Annotated in this window: 18 protein-coding genes; 10 read left to right on the forward strand and 8 right to left on the reverse strand. The window is 42.8% G+C overall.

Features of this window, described 5'->3' with window-relative positions; translation table 11 throughout:
- Positions 1 to 32: 32 nt before the first annotated feature.
- The 3 genes from BW952_RS17355 to BW952_RS17365 all read right to left on the reverse strand — a co-directional run bounded on the left by BW952_RS17355 (position 33) and on the right by BW952_RS17365 (position 2,479).
- The gene (locus tag BW952_RS17355; RefSeq protein ID WP_414735801.1) at positions 33 to 602 is read right to left on the reverse strand and encodes a recombinase family protein; all 570 of its coding nucleotides are present in this window, start codon (positions 600 to 602) and stop codon (positions 33 to 35) included.
- A 573-nt stretch (positions 603 to 1,175) separates the two neighbouring features.
- Positions 1,176 to 1,685 (reverse strand): MerR family transcriptional regulator, encoded by a 510-nt coding sequence (locus BW952_RS17360; protein ID WP_045850800.1) that lies wholly within the window; start codon positions 1,683 to 1,685, stop codon positions 1,176 to 1,178.
- A 248-nt stretch (positions 1,686 to 1,933) separates the two neighbouring features.
- Complete coding sequence (locus tag BW952_RS17365; RefSeq protein WP_045850799.1) at positions 1,934 to 2,479, reverse strand: recombinase family protein; 546 nt, start codon at positions 2,477 to 2,479, stop codon at positions 1,934 to 1,936.
- Between the two features lie 411 nt (positions 2,480 to 2,890).
- On the opposite strand from BW952_RS17365, the gene BW952_RS17370 reads away from it, so the two are divergent.
- Complete coding sequence (locus tag BW952_RS17370) at positions 2,891 to 4,225, forward strand: hypothetical protein (RefSeq protein WP_045850798.1); 1,335 nt, start codon at positions 2,891 to 2,893, stop codon at positions 4,223 to 4,225.
- A gap of 211 nt (positions 4,226 to 4,436) precedes the next feature.
- Here the strand turns inward: BW952_RS17370 and drmB are convergent, their stop codons facing one another.
- Together drmB and drmA are read right to left on the reverse strand one after the other, a co-directional pair.
- A complete protein-coding gene (gene drmB / locus BW952_RS17375) occupies positions 4,437 to 6,242 on the reverse strand; it encodes a DUF1998 domain-containing protein (RefSeq protein ID WP_045850797.1) in 1,806 nt (601 codons plus the stop codon).
- A gap of 4 nt (positions 6,243 to 6,246) precedes the next feature.
- Entirely contained in the window at positions 6,247 to 9,573 is a 3,327-nt protein-coding gene (drmA, locus tag BW952_RS17380; protein WP_231581381.1) for a DISARM system helicase DrmA, read from the reverse strand.
- 164 nt (positions 9,574 to 9,737) lie between these two features.
- On the opposite strand from drmA, the gene BW952_RS17385 reads away from it, so the two are divergent.
- The 6 genes from BW952_RS17385 to BW952_RS17410 all read left to right on the forward strand — a co-directional run bounded on the left by BW952_RS17385 (position 9,738) and on the right by BW952_RS17410 (position 16,794).
- A complete protein-coding gene (locus BW952_RS17385; RefSeq protein WP_045850796.1) occupies positions 9,738 to 11,642 on the forward strand; it encodes an ATP-dependent helicase in 1,905 nt (634 codons plus the stop codon).
- A 16-nt stretch (positions 11,643 to 11,658) separates the two neighbouring features.
- Positions 11,659 to 13,098: a 3'-5' exonuclease gene (locus BW952_RS17390; RefSeq protein WP_045850795.1), complete on the forward strand. Its 1,440-nt coding sequence runs from the start codon at positions 11,659 to 11,661 to the stop codon at positions 13,096 to 13,098.
- A 55-nt stretch (positions 13,099 to 13,153) separates the two neighbouring features.
- A complete protein-coding gene (locus BW952_RS17395; protein ID WP_045850794.1) occupies positions 13,154 to 14,347 on the forward strand; it encodes a hypothetical protein in 1,194 nt (397 codons plus the stop codon).
- On the forward strand, positions 14,347 to 14,628 hold the full coding sequence (locus BW952_RS17400; protein WP_045850793.1) for a hypothetical protein: 282 nt from the start codon (positions 14,347 to 14,349) through the stop codon (positions 14,626 to 14,628). The genes BW952_RS17395 and BW952_RS17400 overlap by 1 nt, the downstream gene beginning before the upstream one ends.
- A gap of 103 nt (positions 14,629 to 14,731) precedes the next feature.
- Entirely contained in the window at positions 14,732 to 16,081 is a 1,350-nt protein-coding gene (locus BW952_RS17405; protein WP_139325460.1) for a hypothetical protein, read from the forward strand.
- A gap of 188 nt (positions 16,082 to 16,269) precedes the next feature.
- Positions 16,270 to 16,794 (forward strand): HhH-GPD family protein, encoded by a 525-nt coding sequence (locus BW952_RS17410; RefSeq protein ID WP_045850791.1) that lies wholly within the window; start codon positions 16,270 to 16,272, stop codon positions 16,792 to 16,794.
- An 18-nt stretch (positions 16,795 to 16,812) separates the two neighbouring features.
- On the opposite strand, the gene BW952_RS17415 is transcribed toward BW952_RS17410, so the two are convergent.
- A complete protein-coding gene (locus BW952_RS17415; RefSeq protein WP_045850790.1) occupies positions 16,813 to 17,106 on the reverse strand; it encodes a hypothetical protein in 294 nt (97 codons plus the stop codon).
- Positions 17,107 to 17,239: 133 nt separating this feature from the next.
- Here BW952_RS17415 and dcm point away from each other — a divergent pair, with 133 nt between their 5' ends.
- A complete protein-coding gene (gene dcm / locus BW952_RS17420; RefSeq protein WP_269430731.1) occupies positions 17,240 to 18,238 on the forward strand; it encodes a DNA (cytosine-5-)-methyltransferase in 999 nt (332 codons plus the stop codon).
- 28 nt (positions 18,239 to 18,266) lie between these two features.
- Here the strand turns inward: dcm and BW952_RS17425 are convergent, their stop codons facing one another.
- Both BW952_RS17425 and BW952_RS17430 read right to left on the reverse strand, forming a co-directional pair.
- Positions 18,267 to 19,490, reverse strand: coding sequence for a type II restriction endonuclease (locus tag BW952_RS17425; RefSeq protein ID WP_045850788.1), 1,224 nt, complete (start codon positions 19,488 to 19,490; stop codon positions 18,267 to 18,269).
- 108 nt (positions 19,491 to 19,598) lie between these two features.
- Complete coding sequence (locus BW952_RS17430) at positions 19,599 to 20,228, reverse strand: hypothetical protein (protein ID WP_045850787.1); 630 nt, start codon at positions 20,226 to 20,228, stop codon at positions 19,599 to 19,601.
- 530 nt (positions 20,229 to 20,758) lie between these two features.
- On the opposite strand from BW952_RS17430, the gene BW952_RS17435 reads away from it, so the two are divergent.
- The gene (locus tag BW952_RS17435; RefSeq protein ID WP_045850786.1) at positions 20,759 to 21,388 is read left to right on the forward strand and encodes a helix-turn-helix domain-containing protein; all 630 of its coding nucleotides are present in this window, start codon (positions 20,759 to 20,761) and stop codon (positions 21,386 to 21,388) included.
- Positions 21,389 to 21,463: 75 nt separating this feature from the next.
- Positions 21,464 to 22,477 (forward strand): protein rep, encoded by a 1,014-nt coding sequence (locus BW952_RS17440; protein ID WP_045850785.1) that lies wholly within the window; start codon positions 21,464 to 21,466, stop codon positions 22,475 to 22,477.
- The last annotated feature ends 109 nt before the right edge of the window (positions 22,478 to 22,586 follow it).

The following is a 22,586-nucleotide window of genomic DNA, read 5'->3' on the forward strand; positions in this document are numbered from 1 at the left end:
GCCCGGCATATACAATTAAGTATGTGCCAGGCCTATTTTTCTTGATCTTTTTTCTCGGCCAACTTGTTTATGTAACGGTAAAGAGTAGCCTGACTTATTCCCGTCGCTTTCACGATCTCGCTTATGGAAGACTCTTTTGCCTCATACATTTTTAAAGCTGTTTTAAGGTCTTTTTCAGACACTTTAGGACGACCGCCTTTTCTGCCCCTTGCTCTTGCGCTTGAAATCCCTGCTCTTGTCCTCTCGCTGATAATACCACGTTCCATTTCGCCGATTGTCGCCATCCTCCGAAAAAAGAAGCGGTCCGTTGACGTATCGATGTTATCCTGGATAGAAACCAATTCAACGCCTTTTTCTTCAAACAATTCAGCAAGCTCAATCAAATGTTTTATACTGCGGCTAATCCGGTCAAGTTTATAGACAACAACCCGATCACCTTTGCCCAGCATATTCAGCATTTTGTTCAGCTCGGGCCGCTCTCTCTTGCTGCTGGTGATTTTCTCTTCAAAAATTTCGATACAGCCTGCTTTTTCCAGTGCGTCAATCTGCATCTGTAGGTTTTGTTTATCTGTTGAACTCCTTGCATAACCAACAATCTTTATTTGATCCTCACAGATACTGATGTAGTTTTCGTCATGCTGCACAACCTCCAAACCAAAGGCATGTAAATCGAGGGTAGTGAAAGTATCCATGAGATAATTAGCAGTATCATGACCATCGTAAAAAAACCGCATAAACCGATTAGGATGAGAAAGTTTTACATAAACAGCAAGATAGGATTCATTATCAGATTTACGCACTTTAACATAATCTATATCACTAGGTGCACAGCGTTCGACATAATCAATAAAGTGATCTGATGTAATACGTCTTAACAATTGATAATCTACAACACCTTGAGCTGATTCATAAAGATAATCCATACCATCTACCTCCTTTGGGTTTGATTCACCTGTTTATCTTCGACCGTTGCAGATCTTTTGATAAACTGTATAAGCCTATAAATATGTTATCAAAAACGTATATGGTTGTAAATATTGATAATTTGTTTTTGATAATATTTTTGATAAAAATAAAAAAAACGGGTTCTCAGCCCGTTTACGGTAATCTTCTCTATTTTCTTTTCACAAACGGTCGCACCTGCAGACGGCGACACCTTCTTTTTATGGAACGTTTTAACGTGTTCCAATCCAGCTGAAAAACCGCTTCTTTTTCACTTCCGCTTTCCGAGCTTCCTGCGACGCCTTAAGCGATTCAAGCAGCAGCTGATCCCGCCTGTTCAGAGACTCCTTAATATAGTGCTGCTGTTCATCCAGCTTCGTGACCAGTGCCTGGTTAAACTGCTCTTGCAAATCCAATCTCTCCATAATAACAGCCAGGTCTCCACGTATGTTTTCTGCCGCTCCATGCACAGGCTCGGGTGTGATCTTTTCTTCGCCTGTGGCCAGGTAATATTCAATCTGCTTCAATGAATAGCCCTGCTCTCTATTCAGCCGGCGTATCAGCATCAGCCGTTCCAGCGCCGGCTGGTCAAAATAATTGTAGCCGTTTTTCCCCTGCTTCACAGGAATGTGGGTTTTCAATTCCCGCAGCCAATTGCGCACGACACCCGGACTTTCCTCGATATACCCGGCAGCTTCCTTCACCGTTAAATGGACCTCATTCAAGTCTTCCGTTTGATTCATACGTTCCTCATCCTTTCAAGGTAAGATTCCGCATACGTTTCTTCATACATAGATCCCACAAAGGTCTGCGTCCGCTGTCAGCCAGGTTTCCACTTATGTGTTAAGTTCGTCGGACCATCGGTTTATCCTTTGACTACATTTGTCGTTTCATTTTCTTACATTTTTAGACAAATGAAAAAACCACGCCGTATAGACGTGGTTTGAAATATTTATACGGATCAAAATAAACGAGTTTCTTCATTATTATATTAGTCGTTCAGGTATCGATATAAAGTTGACGAACCAATCCCTGTTGCATTTTTAATCTCCTTAAAACTGTAGTCCTTACTCTTGTACATCTTAATAGCCATTTCAACCTTCTCCTGATCTACACGCGGCCGGCCGCCCAAGCGTCCCCTTGCCCGGGCAGCATCAAGGCCTGCTTTTGTCCGCTCGACGATCAACTCCCGTTCCATTTCTGCAAGGCCGGCCATGATGGTGAAAAAAAGGCGACCGGCGGGTGTGGACGTATCAACGCCGAGCGTGATGATTTTCAAATTAATGCCCCGCTCCTCCAGCTCCTCGATCAGCTCCAGGAGTTTTTTTGTCGTGCGGCCGAGCCGGTCCAGTTTCCAGACAACCAGTGTGTCTCCTTTGCGCAGATAATCCCAGCATTCATTAAACACTTTCCGGTCCCGGACGCTGGACGCTTTTTCAGTGAAAATCCGCTCACAATTTTCTTTCTGCAGCGCATCCACCTGCAAATCCAGATTCTGGTCTTTTGTGGAAACCCGTGCGTATCCAATATTACCCATTATCCGCCACCTGCCTGTTTTTCTTTTTATTTTACACCAAAACTCAATTAAAATGATAATTTTGGTTAATAGATTTTAAATATGAGTTTTGGTTAAATTGGTGTGCAAAAAAAGACCGAAAAACGGTCATTTTTTGTTTTGCTTAATATTTAGCCAAAAACACTCGTTTTTGGCTATTCAACTAAAACATTAATCATGATTTTGAAAAAATTACTTATACTTGAAAATTTCTAATTATTCACTTAAATGTTGTATAATTGAATTCCGAGAGAGGATATTTTAAATATCGTCCTCTAATTACCTTTTTTGCCTCTAATACCGTATAGGAGTTCATATCATACGCAATTCTCAGTGTAGTAAATGAAGGTATTGTACTGAGAAAAACATATACTTGTTATGGAGGTAATATTGTTGAGGGATATTTATAAGTGGAAGAAAGTCTTTGCATGGTTGGTAGCATCTATCATCCTTTTGAATTTGCATACTTTATTGGATATCTTTTATAGAATAGGGATCATTCCTGGAGAAACCCTTCTTTTTATAAATCGTTTCTTTATATCCAGTAATGAAGAGTTTGAATTATTTTCAGGAATATTGCTAGGAGTCACTGGAGGCGTTATCTCCCTTATTGGGTTAATTGCTATTTTTGTTTCTTTAAACAGCCAACATAAAATCCAGAAATGTCGTGAAATTTACTGGGAATGCATTGATATCATGCAGGAAAAAAAACCTGTTTTGGAAATGAGCGATATTCTTAATAAAAAGTTCCGAAAGTATGCAAATATATACGAATCAGCCAAAGATTTCGATAAGAGCATAGTGTTTGGATCCAAGACGGGTATAATTATTGTTTTAATAGTATGGGCGTGTTTAATAGGAATAAGAACAGATTTAGCTCCTGAAAATAAAATTATGCTTAATATTTTTCTGATACCTATATTTGTAGTTATTTTAATATTCCACAGAATACTCGGAAGTTTGAATGACTTATCTATTATTGGAAAATTAAATAGCACACCAAATTTGTTAACCATAAATAGGGATGACGATTTTAGGAATATATTACTAGCTGCAAATGTTGTTTTTGATTTTTATTCCACTAGCACTAAAAGTAGTATAGAAATAGCAGACAATTACTATCAGGGTCTTCAATCATATGATAGTGGAAAACTAGTAGCAAAGCTCAATATTCCTTTAAATAGATTTCGTATTTATCTAAAACGCGTGTTTATACATGACGAAGAATCGGATGAAACCACTGATAATTATCAGATTCAAGAAAATTGTTTTGCTGAAATTGATATAAATGAAAAAGAACACAGTGAAAAGATTGACTCTTGGCTGGATCAATCTGCAGTATTAAATATGGAAATTATAGAGTTTAAGCAATGGGATTCATTGCTGAATGAATACGATAATTTATTAATACCTTATGCGAACAGCAGAGGAATTACCGTTGAGCATTTTAAAGAAAAAGTCAATCAGGGTAGTATAGAGCAGCATATTGTGTTTGATTATGACTCAAAAGTCGTTTTTATTCCTAAAAATATAAGGCGCGTGCATTTAGATTTTGAAGTTCGTCCAATACCAATTGAAGAACACGAAAAGTTAGATAAAGAACCCTCTGAATCTGAGCAAAATAAACTGGTACAGGTTGATCGTAAAAATACTATTTTAATAAAAACTGTGGTTGATTTGCAACATTCTGAAGTGAAATGTATCTGCGCTCAAGACCTGTTTTGGTAAAGTGAAAATCAGGAATGTAGCCCTGAGCTTTAAATTAGTCATCTAATCCAATTACAACTTCCTTGCCATTACTTAATTATTTATCTAGGATACTCTAGTCATAAAATAGAAAAACCATCAAGTGTACACACAACTGATGGTTTTTCTGTAGTGCAAAATTTTGGACTTCTTTATCACAGCCTGATAATTCATTTTTTTCTGTGAAGAAATCTTATTCAAAGTAATTCAAATTAGGATTTGAGAGTGTCTTCACCAGCAAGGAACGGTCAAGAAAATGGTTGGCTCGTTCGCAGGATGTTTCAGATGCCATCATGCATGAATGGCAGGCAGCTCCGCTCAGGTTGCCCATTGTGCCAGGTGTGTGTTCCGAGCAAAATGGATCATTTGAGCACAGTCGTGCCTGATCGAGAGCCTTCTGTAAAATTTCATTGAATTTTTCCGTTTTTCCCAGTTCTACCAGACCACCGAGACTGCCCTCTGAGTCAGGTGTGGCAGTGTAAATCAGGATACCGGCCATTCTTTGAGTCGGATCATCACTTTCCCGTGAATACAATCGTTCTCTCAGGGAGGAGGAAGAATAACCGGAACTCAAACAGAGCTCCCTGATCAGAGCGTGGGATAGTGTATGCAATAACATATAGCGCATACCCGGAAATGGTGCTCTTCTCTCCTCCTCTATATTACGATCATCGCAGTACTTCTCGTAGTTGTGCACAATTCCACGTCCGTACTGGACTGCTTTTTCATGTTCCCACTTCGTCAGCTCTTCTTCGTTTAACGCAATAAAGATCCCTTCGCCATGTGTTTCGACACCAGGGCGCCAGTCGAGCTTTTTTTTGCTCAACGGTGCTTCCTGGCTAATAGTTTCACTCTCGTCAGCATCTCCCGACAAAAGGGAGGTCGTATCCGGCAGAGGGCTTATGCGGGTAAAGGACTTCAATGCTCGGACTTCTTTTAACCTTTTCACCATAATAAGGTGAGAAAGCCTGGATTGAAATAGATCAGGAACATCCTGCCGGTCAGTTTGAAAATCCTTTTCTTCATTGCCGGCGCTGCCATTGATGATCGCATTCCACTCGGGACGCAGCAGATCCTGACTTTCACCGGTAACAATTTTATTTTGTTGCTGAATAGCAAACCATACTTCCTGAAGGTCAAATTCTTCAAATTCATCAAGATACCCATCTTCTACGGCTGATTGAAGTTTTTCAAATGAGTCAGTTTTACTCAAGCGCTTCATTGACCGGGCAACTACCTCATGAACCAGGTTTGAATAAGGAGGTATCGCCAGTGCGCTTTCAATCACGGAAAAATAAAGGTTGGAAGCCCCGCGCATAATGACCCGTGGTGTCTGATCACAGGATTCGCCACTGTTTTTACCAAGCCATGGACGAGAACCGAAGCACTTGCCGATCGCACTTTTTTCATCCGAACGGTTCTGAAAGGCATCGTTTAAGGAACGAGAGGCCCCGCATTTTTTACAGGAAACTTTGATGTCCGATACGGCCCCCGACTGAGCCGTGTCTTCGAGATAGAGTTCACCTTTGCAGTCCGGATGACTTTTATGCACGTAGAAATTCCATGGGAACTCATTTAGATGTCCGTTCTCACAGGCAGATACAAAACGAACGGGAAAAGCCTTTACTTTATCACAGGGCTCCTTGCCCTTTAGCTTATTATTAAAACAATATATTCCGTCCTTTTCCACCGAAAACTGGCTGTAAGGTGCCAGCTTTCGACAGTTTGGACAAACGTGAAACAATGGGAATCGAAAGGACGGTACAGTTGGAATTTGATTATAAAATCCTGTGTTTTCTCCTGATGAAGGCAGAGACAGAATTTTCTCTAGTCCGAGTTTTCGAACCAATCGCGGGTCCGTAATGTTTTTACAATATCTTGTTTCCCATTCATCGAGTCCGGCCATAATCACCGAGAAATCAGGTAACTCGATGACCGCTCCGGGACCAAAAGTGGAAATGTACTGACTGGGTCTGATTTCGCCAATTTTTTTTGACATTCAATTAGTCCTCCTGACGCAAATATATTCCGAGACCCGGTTCCACGTCTCGCATAGAATTGGGCACTCCAAATGCACCGCTGCTCTGATTCCCGAGACTGTAAATAAGGTTTCTTTTTCGTTTGTCACCGCTGTAGACAAGCGATCCAATATTCGTTTCATTTTCCCACCTTGTCAGGTGTTTTTCTATCTCCTGTCTGATCTCTTCACGAATTGCTTCTTTTTGACTGTCATTATCAAGAATAGCGTCGACGCGATCCATTAGCTGGTCGGTAATCCGCTCGATCTCAAGGTGATCCAGCTCAAAGTTCCCTGCTTCCTGCCGTTCGGCCATGTTTTCAACGCTCAGGCGAATCATCGAGATGATGGATGCGGCCAGTGCACGATCCCTTGCTCTTGACGCAAGCGGTGTAACACTGATCGCTTCCACATATCGGTACAGTGCCGAATGATACGAACGGAACTGCTCGTAATGAGAAGTATCACGCGGTCTTACCCAGTTATATAAGGTAATGACGAGACCAGGATATTTTCGTCCCACACGGCTCGTCGACTGAATGTATTCAGCGGTCGTTTTTGGCTGTCCAGTTACAACCATCAGACCAAGTCGATCGACATCGACGCCAACGGAGATCATGTTACTGGCCAGCACGACGTCAACAGGCGCTGTTTCTTTATTCCCATGGAATGGCTGGTTTAATGCATCCAGTATTTTAGGGATATCTCTGGAATCAATCCGACTGGTCAGCTCAGGAACATCGTTTCCATAGACTCTTTGTTTGAATGGATATTTTTGACCCTGCTTTCTTTTTTCAAGAACGGTCATTCTGGCACGTATATCGTCCTCAACCAGTCGCACAGTTCCACCGAGCTCTCTCAAACTGTTAAAGTAACCGACCAGCGTTTTATAAGGATCCAGCTGCTCATCTGTATACTCATCCATCGCTTCTGTTGAAGCGAGGAGAGCAGCATAAATTCTGACCAGAGCTGTTTTCATACTTTTCCCGGGTGCATATATGCCGGCATATACCCGGCCTGGATCCTGTTCCACGGGCTGCTCCACAGCAAAGAACGAATCGCCGGCGGATAAGCCAGAGCCAGGGAAAATCGCGACATCCCGTGCGAATAATCCCTGAATTTGCTGCTTTGCCTGCCGAATCGTTGCTGTGGATGCGACAATTTTAGGACCAATGGATTTTCCATTAATCTCTCGGGAACACAGCGTGTCTATGGCCGATTCGTATAGTCCAACCATCGTTCCGAGTGGTCCTGAAATCAAATGAAGCTCATCCTGAATGATCAGTTCAGGAGGTAACAGTTCTTTCTTATCGACGTACTCTGCTCTGCCACCTGTCACTCTGTTCATACAGTCCATTGTTCTGGCATCCGCACCGTGCGCAAGAAACCCCCAGTCTTTAATCTCTCCCTGCACCTTTCCAAATAACCCCTGTACTTCACCAACCCAGGGCATTCTGGCGAATTTGTCCACGGTACCAATTAAAAGATCTGGCAGCAGCCTGTATATCTCCTCATCCGTTACGACAACTGGAATGCCCTGACCCTGTGGCTTTCTGCCAAATTCACATTCTTTCCTCGTACAAAAGATTTTTACTCTGCGCTGGCGCTTATCGGCAAAGTAAGAATGTGTAAAGCATTTCTCGTCTTTGATAAGAGAAGAACCGCACCACGGGCATGTCAGAACCTGTACCGGCGTCCCGGTTTGCAGAGAAGAACTGTCTTTTCTTTTATATGATTCTTTTGTTTCCTTTATTGCTTCAGCGGCTTCATCAAAAGTATTCGGGGTGCTTTTCGTCCCCACCCAGAGGCCGATCCGAAACGGTATCCGTCCATAAAGGTCAGGCTGCCTGCTTCGCAGCACTTCGCAGGCACAAATAAGGGCCGTGGCTCGTTGAAACTGCTGAATGGTCAACAATCTCAATGTATACCGCATCAAAACTGTCACACCGGCATCTCCCCGAAGTCCGTCCTGCTCCCGTTTTAATTTTTTAAGCGCCATGGTAAAAGCAGCAAGACCGAGGTAGGCTTCTGTTTTTCCGCCACCTGTTGGAAACCAGAGCAAGTCAGCAATGTTCCGTTCGTCATCGGTAACATCGTTAATGCCGGCGATCCCCTGCAATATAAAAGCAATCTGGAATGGGCGCCACTGTGCCTTTATGCTGTCCGGCCCACTGGAAAAATCTTTTTCTTTCTTTTTTGCCCAGATCGTCTGTTCAATTTGAAGCGACATCGCCTGATTGGCGAAGGAAAATGCCTGAAAAACAGTCTGGTCCCGTCTGATTGTATTCAGACCTTTTTGGATTCTCTCAAGAGCGTATTCGCAGTTGGAAATGTGGCGTTCGGCCGTTTTCTTGAGATCTGCATCAAGAGTTTTTATTTTTTCTCGTTCTTCATCAATCCATTTTCCATATTCGTTGCACAAAGGTGAAAGAAGGTCATAAATCTCTTCACCCGTGCCGGCCTGGCCGAGCTCCTTCATATCAAGGCTGCCGCCCTTATCCCACTCGGGTGGAATAACTCGCGGAAGCTCGTAAGAAGGAATGGTCGCTGTTCGAAGAGTACCTGCGGCCTGTCCGTCAGAACTAAGGTCCGCCCATTCAACAGCGGTTCCGTGACCGCTTGCAAATACGACCTGGTCTTTGTAGAGAAGATTGTCAGATTCATCATCAGGAGACTGGTAAATCGATTGATCATTCTCAATCTTTTTGACGACAAATCGACGTGCCTGATCTTTATCAGAAACTTTAATAACAGGCTGGAAGATACAATCAGAATCCCGTGCTACTTTATCCTGTTGTTGCTTCCGATTTACAAGAAACAGACTAATTGCATATGCGTCGCCCTGTAGCTGACGTGAGTGATATTCGATTTGCAGGCTATTATCGGAGACCAGTGAGATGGATTGTCTCTTTCCTGTTCTGGTTGGATCGAGAAGGATGGCATTATGCTCAACCGGAGTTCGTTCCCACTGCTTTGTCTCTAAATCCTGGTGATACACACCAAAACAAACGGTTACCTGCAGGGGAGCGGAGCCTCTGGAAATAAACGAAAGACCGAGAGAAGAGGGGTTCATCGCTGCCGAAAGTGGTGGAAGTATTTCCTGCTGCCCGGTTTCCTCTCCTTCGTTTCCTGCGCCGAGCTGATCATCCTCACTGTTTTCCATACCTGTTCCGGCTGGCCAGAGGATTCCACATAAATACCGCTGGGATGGTCTTTCTTTCAAAATTTCACAGGGTTCATTCGGTCCTGTTAACTCGAGTCGCAGCCGCTTCAGCAAGCTTTTTCGCGCATTCACCATATCCTGATGTTTCAATAGGATCTCCCACCTTTTCAATTTTTATTTTTACAAAAAATCGATATTCAAAGAAATGTTTTATCATAAAGGAAAAAATACCTGTCATTCAATCGAATGATGTCATTTTTTGTGGTATTTTATTAGTAATACTTTACTATAAATAGAGATTGGATGGGAATTTTTTGTTACCCTTTATTCGACATTTAAATGATAATCAGTATAATGCCGTTACTGGACCGGTTGGAGATGTGATTATCAATGCAGCTGCTGGCACCGGGAAGACCAGCACACTTGCAGCGAGAATTCTCTATTTGCAGATTGAAAAGAATATTGAACCTGAAGAAATGCTGGCTCTTTCTTTTTCTAGAAGTGCAAGGCAGGGACTGATCAGTAAGATGGAGGCTTATAGAAAAGAAGCGGGAGCGGGAAGTCCGATTGAAACTCTTACTTTTCACGGACTTGCTTTTCGAATAGTAAGGGTCGCAGCGAGTCTGGGAGAAACGTGGCTGAAGCCTGGATTTAAAATCATTGAAAACAACAAAAAGATTTTCGAAGACAACGCAGCCGCTTTCTTTAAAGGGATTGAATATAAGAAAAATCAGGATTCTCTCTACTCCAAAGTCATTGATAGTGTTCGACAGGGACACGAGCACTACGGACAGGCACTGTACTCACCTGATCAGATTGTGGAAGATGAACAGCTGAAGGTCGAGTCTGAACAGGGTGTCAGAGTCAGTCTTGCCTCTCTAGATGTAAAAAGAGTCTGGAAAAGGTACGCGACTTATTTAAAACGAAAAAACCAGATTGATTATCCAGGACTCATCTCAGAAGCCATTAATGTCATTAAAAACAGTGGACAATTAACGTTAAACAGAATCCGTACAGGAATCAGACATTTGTTCATTGATGAGTTCCAGGATACATCGATGGCCCAGGAGGAACTGGCTTTTCTACTGGCAGGAAACCAGATGTATATGACGGTTGTCGGTGATAATGAGCAAACGATATACGCGTTTAACGGATCAAATGAAAGTAATATTATTCATTTTCATCAGAATGTTGCTCGCAGAAAAGGCTCTATTGCGTATTCAATTGACCTGATTGAAAACTACCGCTCCAGTGCAAACATACTGGGTGTGGCCAATAGAATTGTTGAAAAAGGCAATTCAGCCTATAAAAAGTGGCTGCGGACAGCAGAAAATGTAAGTGAAGAAGTTGCTCTTTATCAGTATCATAATCACCCTGTAACGCTTGTGAGAATGCCGCGCCTTCACAATGCTGCCACTTACATTGCAGAAGAGATCCTTCGTCTTCACGAAGAAGAGGAGATCCTCTATTCGGATATTACCGTACTGGTGAGAAAGGACACGGAATTTTCTCCCCAGGGAAGCGAAGTCAAACGACTTCTCGAAGAAAAAAATATACCGGTAGGGGTGACAAGGTCTGGCGGTGACAATCAGAAGATTGTCTTCGATAAAGCGGAAGAAATATGCCAGTCTTACTACGACGAGCCGCTTGCCAGTATCATCGATTCTATTGAAAAAGGGGACATAGATCCAGATCTGGACAGTGCAATTGAGCGTGGAATAATAGATGTATTCAAGGAAGCGGTCGATTCCGGCGCTGTTTTTGCCTATGATGCACTGGACTTTTTGATAGATTCAACCTCTGGTGAAGGAAGTGAACGGGAAGATGATGGTGTTCGGATCAGGACCGTACATTCAGCCAAAGGGCTTGAGTTCAAAGTCGTCTTTGTTCTTTTTCTCGGAGATAAAAGCTTTCCTCATGGTGCAGTACCAGATGTAGATGGTGAGCGGAGATTGCTTTATGTGGCGATCACTCGCGCCCAGGACAGACTCTATATGATCGGAAGAAATGGAATCCATGGACCGGACTTTTTTGGAGAATGCATGGGATCCGAGACCAGGCTGGTTGACTATTTTAAGGCCCCTGATGCCGCGATTTCTTCTGAAGGATGTAATGAACAGCTGAAAAGTGAAGTGGACCTATTAAAAGAAAAATTCGACCGCGAAGAAGCAGCGAGAAGAGACAGGCTAATGGCGCTATTTGAAGATGACGATTTTTGAAATGAGGTGAAAGGTTATGGAAGAGACGATCCAGGTAACAAAACAGCAGAAAAATTGCATAACATTTCAACCCGAGGGTGACCTCCTGGTCCGGGGAATACCCGGGAGTGGGAAAACAACGGTCCTGCTTGAAAGAGCACGATATCTTCAAATGAAACAAAATGATTCGGTCCTGTTTATGGCATACAACAAGTCGCTGACAGCGTATATAAGGCAAATCTCTTTAAAAAGCGACAGCAAGCCGGTTGAAGCGACGACTTTTCACCAGTGGGGACTCCGATTGGTGAAGGAAATTTCCTTGAGCCATACCCATTATATTGGAGACAGAAAAGAAGATGTGGTTCGTCATGCATACCATACAGTACTAAAACGTAACGAGCCGCTGGATTTCCCAAAAATAAGTGATGATGACACTCGAAATAGCAAGCTCATTCAATTTCTGAGTGATGAAATTTCGTGGATCAAGGGCAATGGTCTGACAGAATGGGCCCGTTATGCAGATAAGCCGCGAATTGGTCGGGGAAATCAAATTAAAGTGTCGAAACAGAACCGCTACGCTATTTTTAGCGTCTTTGAAAAGTATAACGAGCTTTTGAAGTCCTATCAGTATAAAAGTATCGATTATGACGATGTCGCCCTTTTGATTGACCAGTATTTTCACAAGGTCTCAAAAGATCAACGACCCGCCCATATCCTTATCGATGAAGCACAGGACCTGACAGCCATGCAGTTAAAAGTTATCGCAAAGCTTGCGAGAACAAGCCTGACGATCGGTGCTGATAAAGGACAGCAAATCTATCATCGAAACTTTGCATGGAAGGATGTAGGGATTGATGTAATTGGACGAAGCAAGTTTTTAAATGAGACGTTTCGTTCCACACAGGAGATCATCAGGCTGGCCAAAGACTTTCAAAAACGGGACGTTCTTTTATTAAAAGATGAGGATTACACCGAGACCGTTCTGCCATCTGCTTCAGGACAAATCCCTGTTCTTGTAGAATCAAACAATCTGGACGCGGAAGTGAACACTATTTCAAAGCTTGTGAAAAGGTATCTTCTTAATTTTCCGGACGACACGATCGGGATTATCGGGTATTCGAATAGAAGGTTGTCCAAATTCAGTGAAACACTTGATGAGCACAAGGTTCCCTGGGTAATGATCAAAGAAGACGAAACAAACATGCTTTTGCCCGGCGTAAAGCTTGTTAGCTACTATTCCGCGAAAGGTCTGGAGTTTGATCACGTTATTGTGGCCAATCTGAAAAAAGGGTGTCTTCCGTACAAAAAATCTCCTCCTGGAATGGATGAAGAAGACTTCCTCGCGACGGAGAGAAGAAAATTTTTTGTGGCTATGACTCGGGCAAAATATACATTAACGATTTCGGCCGTGCGGACGTATTCGCCCTTTATCGATGAACTAAACCCTTCTCTGTATAAAAAGATTACTATCAAATAACTGTACCCGGTAAAAAGGATCTGAATAAAGAGTTGAATGTGAGGCGGCAGTAATTATGAATACAGATAAATACGACTATCATGTAGCTCGCTACAGCAGCAATATCATGAGCTTTGTGAAAAAGATCGATCGGGATTTTACAACAGAAGAGATTGTAACACGAGTGCTGGAAATACCGAAAATTCAGAGTGATTATCAGTCTTACTTTAAAGCAACCACACTCTTTTTTCGTGCGAATAAAGATTTTAAAAAAAGGCAGGGTGACTGCTGGAGCTATAAAGGAAAGAATGTTGTGGCTCCGGCGGCCGATTCCCCTGTGAAGACGTTTCCCCACCGTATTTCGTACTCGGAAAGAGTAAAAGGATACCTCACGATCTCAACGGAATTCATAAACAAGATAAATTCTGCTTATCAGAACAGCGGAAAGACAGATGTCACTTATGATGGCTTTACATATGAGTTCCAGTGGATAGTCAGGGAAAAGACTGCCTTTTTTTTCGGAAATGGTGTAATGGATTTCTTTGCGGATTCAGAGATGGCACCCGGACAAATAGTAACGTGTAGTACCGTGAACGACGCAGTTTCAATTGTGTCATCGAATGATGGCACAGTCACCCGGTTTAATCCGAAGGCAGCGGATATCTCTGAAATAAAGAAGCTGTGCGGTAAAGAGGAAGCCCGGTCCGCATTTATATTGTTATACGAGCTCCTGGCCGTTTATTCAGACGGGCTAGATATTGATGAAATCGAAAAACATATTTCAAAATACAAAAGCATCAGTGTCCATAGCCTGAAAAATCTTTTAAAACAAAATGAATGCTTTGAATACGATATAGCAGCTGGTACATGGATTGTTAAAGTTGAAAAAATTTCTCGCTATTACAAGAATGAAATGCGTGGAAATGCAGAAACTCAGCTGTCATATAACTGGTTAATTGACAACGAGGCGCCGAATGAAAGGAACATTGAACCTGCAGAAAAACAGAAAGAAACACAGTCATCTGCAACTCTAGATACGGGTCAGGAGCAGGTAACTCGTGACACGTTAATCGACACGGTCGTCAAATCTATAACCGAAAATACTGTAAAGCCTCTTCACATGAAAGAAGAGGTAAATGCACTGGTTACTCGCTGTTTTACAGAAGGTGAGCTTGATCTACTCGAAGCTCATAATCAAACTTCTCTGGAGCTGTACAGTTATTTTCTTGAAGTAGAAGCCTTTTTAATTAAATGGAAGGAGGAGGTCTGATGGGAAAAGACCTCGAGTTGATGATGCAAGGGCAAATGAATCGTTACCAGCAGCTAATGGAAAAACAGGTAGCTACTCTGGCAAAAGCAAAAGAAGATACAGAAGCCGCCCTTGCTGATCTTGAACAAGAAACCGTCAATCTGATGAAAGATAGAAAAATGAACGCTGCTGAACGATTGAATAAACTGGGTCCACTTATGGAAGAGCAGGATCGATTCAACAGCTTTTTGGAAAGTGTTGAGAGCCTTCTCGGACGGCACTTGAGAAAACAGGGTGAATAATATGGATACTAACTTTACACCGTTCAAAGACACAAAAGTATGTAAGGTAATGCTTCCTCACCCTGAGATTGTACAGAAAATAGAGTTACTGGAAGCGATACTTTTGAGAAAAGGGATTATCGATTCAGTTACCGAAACGATGTTGCTGTCCTCTTATCATGTAACGTACACAAGGGATAACAGGGAGATTATGAGGGTACAGCCATCCAAATCCGACTGGAGCCTGAAAATATACGACTGGAGCATTGATATACGGGAGCTCCTGGCACTGGATCTTGTCTATGAATTTGAATTTGGCAGAGAATCCGGCTGGTATCTGACAGAGTTAAAGAATGTAAACTCAGCTGACCTTGAAAGAGCTTTTGAGGCAGCACTTCAAACGCCACCAGTCGAATATTTAATACAATTTCCGCTGACGATTATTGAAGCATTCCATCTAAAAAATCCGTGGCTTTTTCAGAAATATGACCAGTCTGTTATAGAAGAAGTACTTGAAGCCTACTGGAAAGGGAATATAGCAGTTATCAAATCTCTGTCCCACAGTACTGAATCACGGAGTGCAGTTGATATTCACTCCTTTATTGATAGATGGCAGGGGCTTTCATCGAAGAATAGGCAAAGTTTGAATGCAGCAAAGTGTCATACACGCATGAAGGTGAAACAGGAAACCTTTCTCCTTCAACTCGGCACTCTGGTCAAAATGGTGAACCAGCAGCTGGACAAATTTAAAAAGGCCCAGAACGATATATGGTCGGATACGGAGTTAATGGAAAACAAAGAACGCTTTTATGAGCGAATTGAACAGGCACGTGAAACAATTCTTTTAACCGGAAAGTTCATTCAGGACCTGGAAACGTTATACGAAAATGTAGACAAAGAGGAACCTGACGAAATCCTGCCGGCTGTACCTGAAATAAAGGCAGTAGAACCTGCTGTTCCTGTTCCTGAAAAACGGGTTCAAGTACTGAAAAAACCTGCCAGCACTCAAAAAGAGTATGTGTATACTGGAAAAGTTGAAAAAGAAACGGATGACTGGTTTGAATACTTGATTAATAGCCGCGGCAGTTCGATACAGGAAATTCCCTTTCAAAGCAAACTGGACGTACTGGGGACAGGGTACCATAGGGAAATAGGCGTTCATGAAGCCAGACTACACATGCTTGCGGAAAAGATAAGCAAAGACAGACAAATGATCGATGTGTTTAAAACAGTGATCCGGTTAATGATTGAGAACACCAATCAAAAGGGATATATTTCAAAAGAAGAGCTCAGGCAATTGTTTTTAAAGGATTACGAGAAGGAAATCAATCAGAATATCCTGTCGGGTTCGAAAATGAGCACAACCTTTACTCTTGTGATGGAGCATCTGCGAAAAAGTAAATTGATCAAAGAATTTTATCAGGAGAATACGTACCGGATTTTCTGGAATTTTGGCTGCCACATTCATACCTGAAAAATAGACACGATCCTCTGTGGGAGGAGATAACACTGAAAAGAGGAGAGCAGAAAAAAGGAAATACACCGATTAGCAGCAGGCATAGTTTATTTTTCGTACACACAGTAGAAAGCTGGGGACGGGAACATTTTGAGCATTTTTCCTGGCGATATACGACCAACCGGTGGCATTCACTGGCTGCTGAAATGATGCTGCAGCGGACCAGTGCGGATCAGGTGCTTCCTGTATATGAAAAATTCGCAAGAAAATACCCGTTTCCTGATGACTATGCCAGTGATCCCCGTGCAGACGTTTTTGAGACTCTTGGTCTTGTCTGGAGGGAGAAAAACCTGAAGGCGCTGGCTGACATTCTTGGTACGGATCCAATACCCGTTGAAAAGGATGAATTATTGAACCTTCCCGGTATCGGTCCCTATATAGCGGCTGCTTTTCGATCATTGCATCTTAATTTGCCGGACACCATCATAGATAGCAATGTTGTTCGCGTCTATGGGCGTTTCTTCGGGTTTCAGACAGACCCGGAGACGAGAAGAAAAAAGTGGTTTATCGAGTTTGCTGAAAAACTCACTCCTTTGAAAACACATCGGGATTATAACTATGCTTTGATCGATTTCACACGAGCTGTCTGCAAACCGCGCCCTGCATGTGAAATCTGTCCGCTTGAACAGAAATGTCACTATGCGCTGTCAGAAAACCGCACGACCAATTAAAGCCGGGAGGATTATTTTTTAGTCGTCCATGGCTTCATCAAAGTATAAAATTTCAAACTGTTCCTGCCTGGCCAGCTCTTGAAGAAGCTTGTAGTCAAATTCATCTGCAAGCGGTTTGTTGAGGTATAGAAATGAAACAACCGAAAGATCCTGATTGGCCATATTCATTAACTCATCGTTGCTGTCGTGAGAGTCGATAAACACCCCCATAATATCAGCATCTACTTTTTCTATAAAAGCCTGTATATGTTCAACTTCTTTTTCGACTAGTTGATCCGGCTCGAGTTGGCAATAAATAACGGCTTTATGCACTTGAAAACCTCCTCGATTTTCTATATTGTTGTGAAGTATAACCTTAAAATTATATCACAGAGTTTTATTCCTTCTACAGAAGAATTCTGATATAATTCAACTATGACAGAACTAGCGTTTGGAGATGGATGCTTTGCTATATAGATTTATCGATTTATTTGCGGGAATCGGAGGAATACGTCTGGCTTTTGACCCTTACGGACAGTGTGTCTTTACGTCCGAGTGGGATAATAAAGCAAAAGAGACGTATGAGGCGAATTTTGGGGAGAAGCCGGACGGGGACATTACTCAGATTAATGAACACCATATACCGGATCATGACATCCTGCTGGCCGGATTTCCGTGTCAGCCGTTCAGTCTGGCCGGTGTATCGAAAAAGAATTCCCTCGGCAGACAGCACGGGTTTCTGGATGAAACACAGGGAACACTTTTCTTTGATATTGCACGGATCATTAAAGCCAAGCAGCCGCAGGCCTTCCTTCTGGAGAACGTAAAAAACCTGAGAAGCCACGATAAAGGAAAAACATACAAGGTCATTAAGAAAGTGCTTGAAGAAGAGCTCGGGTATACCGTTTATGATGCAGTCATTAACGCGAAGGGACTTGTTCCGCAGAGCAGAGAACGGATTTATATCGTGGGCTTCAGAAAGCCCATTACGTTTGAATTTCCTGACATTCCTGAACAGGGCCCAAGCCTCCGGAGTATACTGGAAGAAAATGTTCCTGAGAAGTATACGCTGACGGATAATCTGTGGGCATACCTGCAGGCTTATAAGGAAAAGCACAGTAAAAAAGGAAACGGCTTCGGCTTCGGCCTGGCGGATCCGGATTCATACAGCCGGACGCTGTCAGCACGCTATTATAAAGACGGAAGTGAAATCCTTATTCCGCAGGGCGAAGGAAAGAATCCAAGAAGGCTGACGCCGCGTGAGTGTGCACGTCTTCAGGGGTTTCCAGAAACGTTCAAAATTGAAGTCAGTGACACCGCGGCCTATAAACAATTTGGAAACAGTGTTTCTGTGCCGGTTGTCAGCCGTATTGCGGAAAAAATGATTCAGGCAATTGAAAAAGATGAGCCTGTTAAAAAAGAACCGGAGCTCCTAACCGATAGAAAAATAAAAGCGGCACAATAAAAAAAGCGGGACAACAAGTCCGCTTTTTTTATTGTGCTCTTTTTTTGACGGTGTTCAGAAATTCTTCCAGATTCATCAGCCAGCCCTGCTGTTCTGCTTTATAGGTGGCATGGATTTTCTGCGGGAGCACCAGCTGCACTTTATTTGCCTGCATCTCCGTTGTCTGATTTTCGCTGATGCCCGGCTCCAGTGTGAACAGGTGCTTGGTTTCAAGCCGCTTTGCTTCACTGAGAACCTGCCGCCAGCGGTCTTTACAGGTGGATTTGGACCCGAGCATGGTGAGATGTTCAACGGGAAAACGATCGTCACGATACCGCTCGATATTCGGGAAGATAAAGTCCGGTTTTGCTTTGTTTTCCGTCACCTTTCCTCTCGAAAAATCAACCCCGTGAATCGTGAATACTTCCTGAAGGTGATTTTCCAGAGCGAGCCCCACTCTTGATTTTCGCCGGTTTTGTACGCTCAGTGAAAAGCTGATAAATCCGTCAACGTCGACATCATTCCCGGACATGAACCCCTGCTCCAGCCTTTTGGATACAAGCTGTCTTTCCAGTCTCCGGAACAGCCTTTCTTCAAATTCAATCCACCCGAGCAACGTTTCATCAGGGGCTTCAAGGACAGAAGAAGAGCCGGCATGCTCTCTGGCGATTCTTGAGAATTCAGCCGTTCTCGGGAAACCGGTAAGAAGGTAAGGTTCAAGGATGGAATCAAAAAGAGACTCCTCCGGCTCATGAATTTCAATGCCGAGTTCCTCAAGAATAAACCGCGCCGCAAAAGTCAGTTCCCTGTCTGACTCTCTTTCAACATCATTGAAAGTAAATGCAGCGGGACGAACCTCCTCAGGGAAGTCAAACAGCCAGATCAGCTGACTTTCATACGTACTGCCGGACGGCACAACGATCATATACAGCTGGTCATCGGGCGTGATGGCAGCGATCAGCAGGTCATCCGCCTGTGCAAGGTCCATGACCTCGTTCCTCCTGAAATAAAGCCTGTACTCCGAACGCGTCGGATGCTGCTCTCTTGCATCGTACCACGTGACGGCACTGTCCACTGAGCGGATCATATCCTCGCCGCCCAGCCACATAAAGCGGGCCGGCTTGTCATTGATCCGCGCTTCACCCAGTAAATTCTTCAGCGTGCTGGCACCGTTCAATTCATGCTGGTTGGAGCTGTGCGGATCCACTTCAACAGCACGAAGTCGCTTTACAGCAACGCCCTTGAAATATTGTGAAAGAAAACCCTGTCTCACCCAATCCCTCCTGCTTCAGGTCAATTATTTAAAAGATATCATGTACTATAGCATAAAGTGTCAAAAAGGTACCCGACAAAGGAAATGGACAATTGACTGAGAAAACAGTCACTGCTCACTCTCGGACTGAGAAGAGCTGTATATGCCGGATAAGATGTCGAGTGCAAATAAGGCATCGAATTCCTCGGTGGTTCCTGCGAAATTCCAGTATCCCGAGATTTCGGAAGTGGGAAGAATCTTGTTGTCACCAAATGGAAAAACAAAGGTGACAGTGAATAGTTCATCTGAAAACGAAACCAGGGAATCATTAAGCGGACCTGCATCCTCGCTGTTCATCAGGTGAGAAATGACAGGTTCTTTCATCCCTCCTGTAACCGTTACGAATTTACCACCATTTGCTTCTTCTAATTTCCACTCGGGATGTTCTAAAGTCTCTTTAAATAAATCATTGTAAGTAAAGCTGGTTTCTCCGTATTCGATCGACATATTTTTAATTACCTGTACTTTGGGGCTGACCGACGAGACAACGTTAGTTGCAGTTGCATCAACCTCCTGAACCTTGTTGACGACATCTGCTCCCTGTTCAATCACATCCTGAACACCTTCACTATTTGCAATTTCTTTTCCTTCTTCAATCAACTCATTCCCTTTGCCGGCCAGATCATCTACGCTCGATCCGCAGCCCCCTGAAACCAGACTGAATGCTATTAGACAACCAGTCAATGAATATTTACCCATAGTCAACATCCTTCCTGTGCGTTAATACCTGATTCAATGAACCTATTATACCAATCGATTACAGTTAAAGGGAATTACAATCTTTTTCTTATATGTAAATAAGTCCACAGCATGTAATCGCTGCGGACTTATTTACATATAGGAGTTTAAAGGATCTATTTCTTATCTAAAATTTTTTGAATAATTATTTCAATGGCTTTCTTGCTTGCGGCTGCTGCTATTTGACCGACAATTTGTTGTGGATTCATTTATTTTCCCCCCTTGTTTTTTATTGCATCCATAACAAGTTCGATTGCCAAACCGCCAACTTCCTTGATTCCCTTTACTAAAACTTCTGAACCAGCTTCTAACAATTTTTCTTTCATTTTAATTTCCTCCTTAAAGTGTGTTTGTTTTTCTTTCTTGAACATAATATATCATGACAAAAAGATAAAATCAACACTAAAAGTAAAATATTTTACTTTTAGTTATAAAATAGATTGTTTGTGGTTTATTTGTCTTTTTGTTATTGTTAAGTGGAGGTGATAGAAATGAACAGATACTTACTGGAACTGGGCAGCAACATTTCAAATATCAGAAATTGTCTTTCTTTTACGCAGGAAGAGTTTGCGCAGGCTCTCGGCATCAGCCGTCCAACTGTCATCAAAATAGAACAGGATCCGACCAAGATGACTAAAAATATTGCCCTGGCCATGTTTGTTGCCGTTCAGGCTGAAATTGAAACTAATAAACAGGCACTTGATTCGATGAAAACATCGGATTATGCTAATCCTGAGAAAGCCATTAAACTTATATCCGGAGTAGCATCAGGGGCTACCATGGTAAGTTCAGGTGCTCTCACTGTCGGCATTGCTTCTCTTCCACTTGCAGGTTTAATCGGTCTGGGAACTGCCATGTCGACGGTCGGAAACGTACTAAATAAATTGAAGAAAAACAAGAAATCAGAAGAAGAAAGCAATGAAGAATTAAAGCAACTTCAGAAAAAAATAGACATAGAAAGTTTAAAAGGATTATGGAATGAGCAAACGGCAGAAAAGATTATTAATATGGCCAAAGAAAACCTGATAAAAAAAGAAAAAGAATGCCTGGCCTGCTTTGATCTGGAGAGGTGGAGCAACAAGGAGTACGTAGAAAGGATTATAGAAGGTTCGGTTGAGTAACGGCTTGCTTGTAATCTGGAAGAATTCAGCATGCTAAGCCTGTATATCCGAATTTCATCAGGTGTAATAAAACAGATGGATATTAACAAACATATAGCACTCAATGATTCGTATAAAAACGGAAAGAAAAAGCCGTGGCGGCTGCGAAAGAAGCAATCGAACCAGCTGGCTAATTCTTATAAGCGCATCGGAGAAATAAATAAATCATTGCGTGTCGGCAGCTGCGGGAACGTGTTGCTGTTTCAAGAATGTCCGGATGGCCATCAGAAACAACTTGTACGCGCTTTTTTTTGCAAAGTAAGGCTTTGCCCCATGTGTGCATGGCGCCGTTCCTTAAAGATTGTTCAGCAGCTTAAAAGTATGACACACATCGTCAATCAATCTCATTCACTTAAATGGGTATTCCTGACCCTTACAGTCAAAAATGTGTCCGGACCGGAATTGGACGAGACAATTCGCCATATGTTCCAGTCATGGCAGCGGCTTTCTCAAAGAAAAGTGTTTAAGGATAACGTTAAGGGATGGTTTCGTGCGCTGGAAGTCACCCGAAGCAATTCAGATGGAAGTTACCATCCCCATATTCATGTGCTGCTGGCTGTTACCGCCGGTTATTTTGCCGGTAAAAATTATGTTAGAAAGGAGAAGTGGAGGGTTCTCTGGCAGGAAGCGCTTCGTTCCGACTATATGCCCGTTGTCGATATTCGAAAAGTAAAGGTAAAAAGAAATCCGAACCAGGAAGCAGAAACCTTGAAAAGTGAAGAACAAAAACGGGCGCTGGAAGCCGCTATTCTGGAAACGGCGAAATACCCTGTTAAACCAGCCAGTTATGCGGTGCCGGGCAACAGACAGGGGACAGATGATGCGGTCCGTCATTTGGACAGGGCCTTGAGGGGCAAAAGAATGATTGCATTTGGGGGCGTTTTGAAACAGGCGCAGCAAAAGTGGAATAATGAAAATAATGGTGAAGCAGAAACATTGACCGATGGGGAGAAAAAAGAATGTCAATGTGCCACATGCGGGAGTAATATGCTGGAGCACCTTTATACATGGAACATCGGACTCAGTAATTATATCGAACATGAACATTAAATATTCTATTATTTATAATAATAGCAGTAACGCTGATTCTACGTGGGGGCGGCAAGCCTTTGGCTACATGCCTCTGACGCTTTTGGGTTTGTTCAAAATCAGTCACTAC

The organism is Domibacillus enclensis, assembly GCF_900156125.1.
Lineage (GTDB): Bacteria > Bacillota > Bacilli > Bacillales > Domibacillaceae > Domibacillus > Domibacillus enclensis.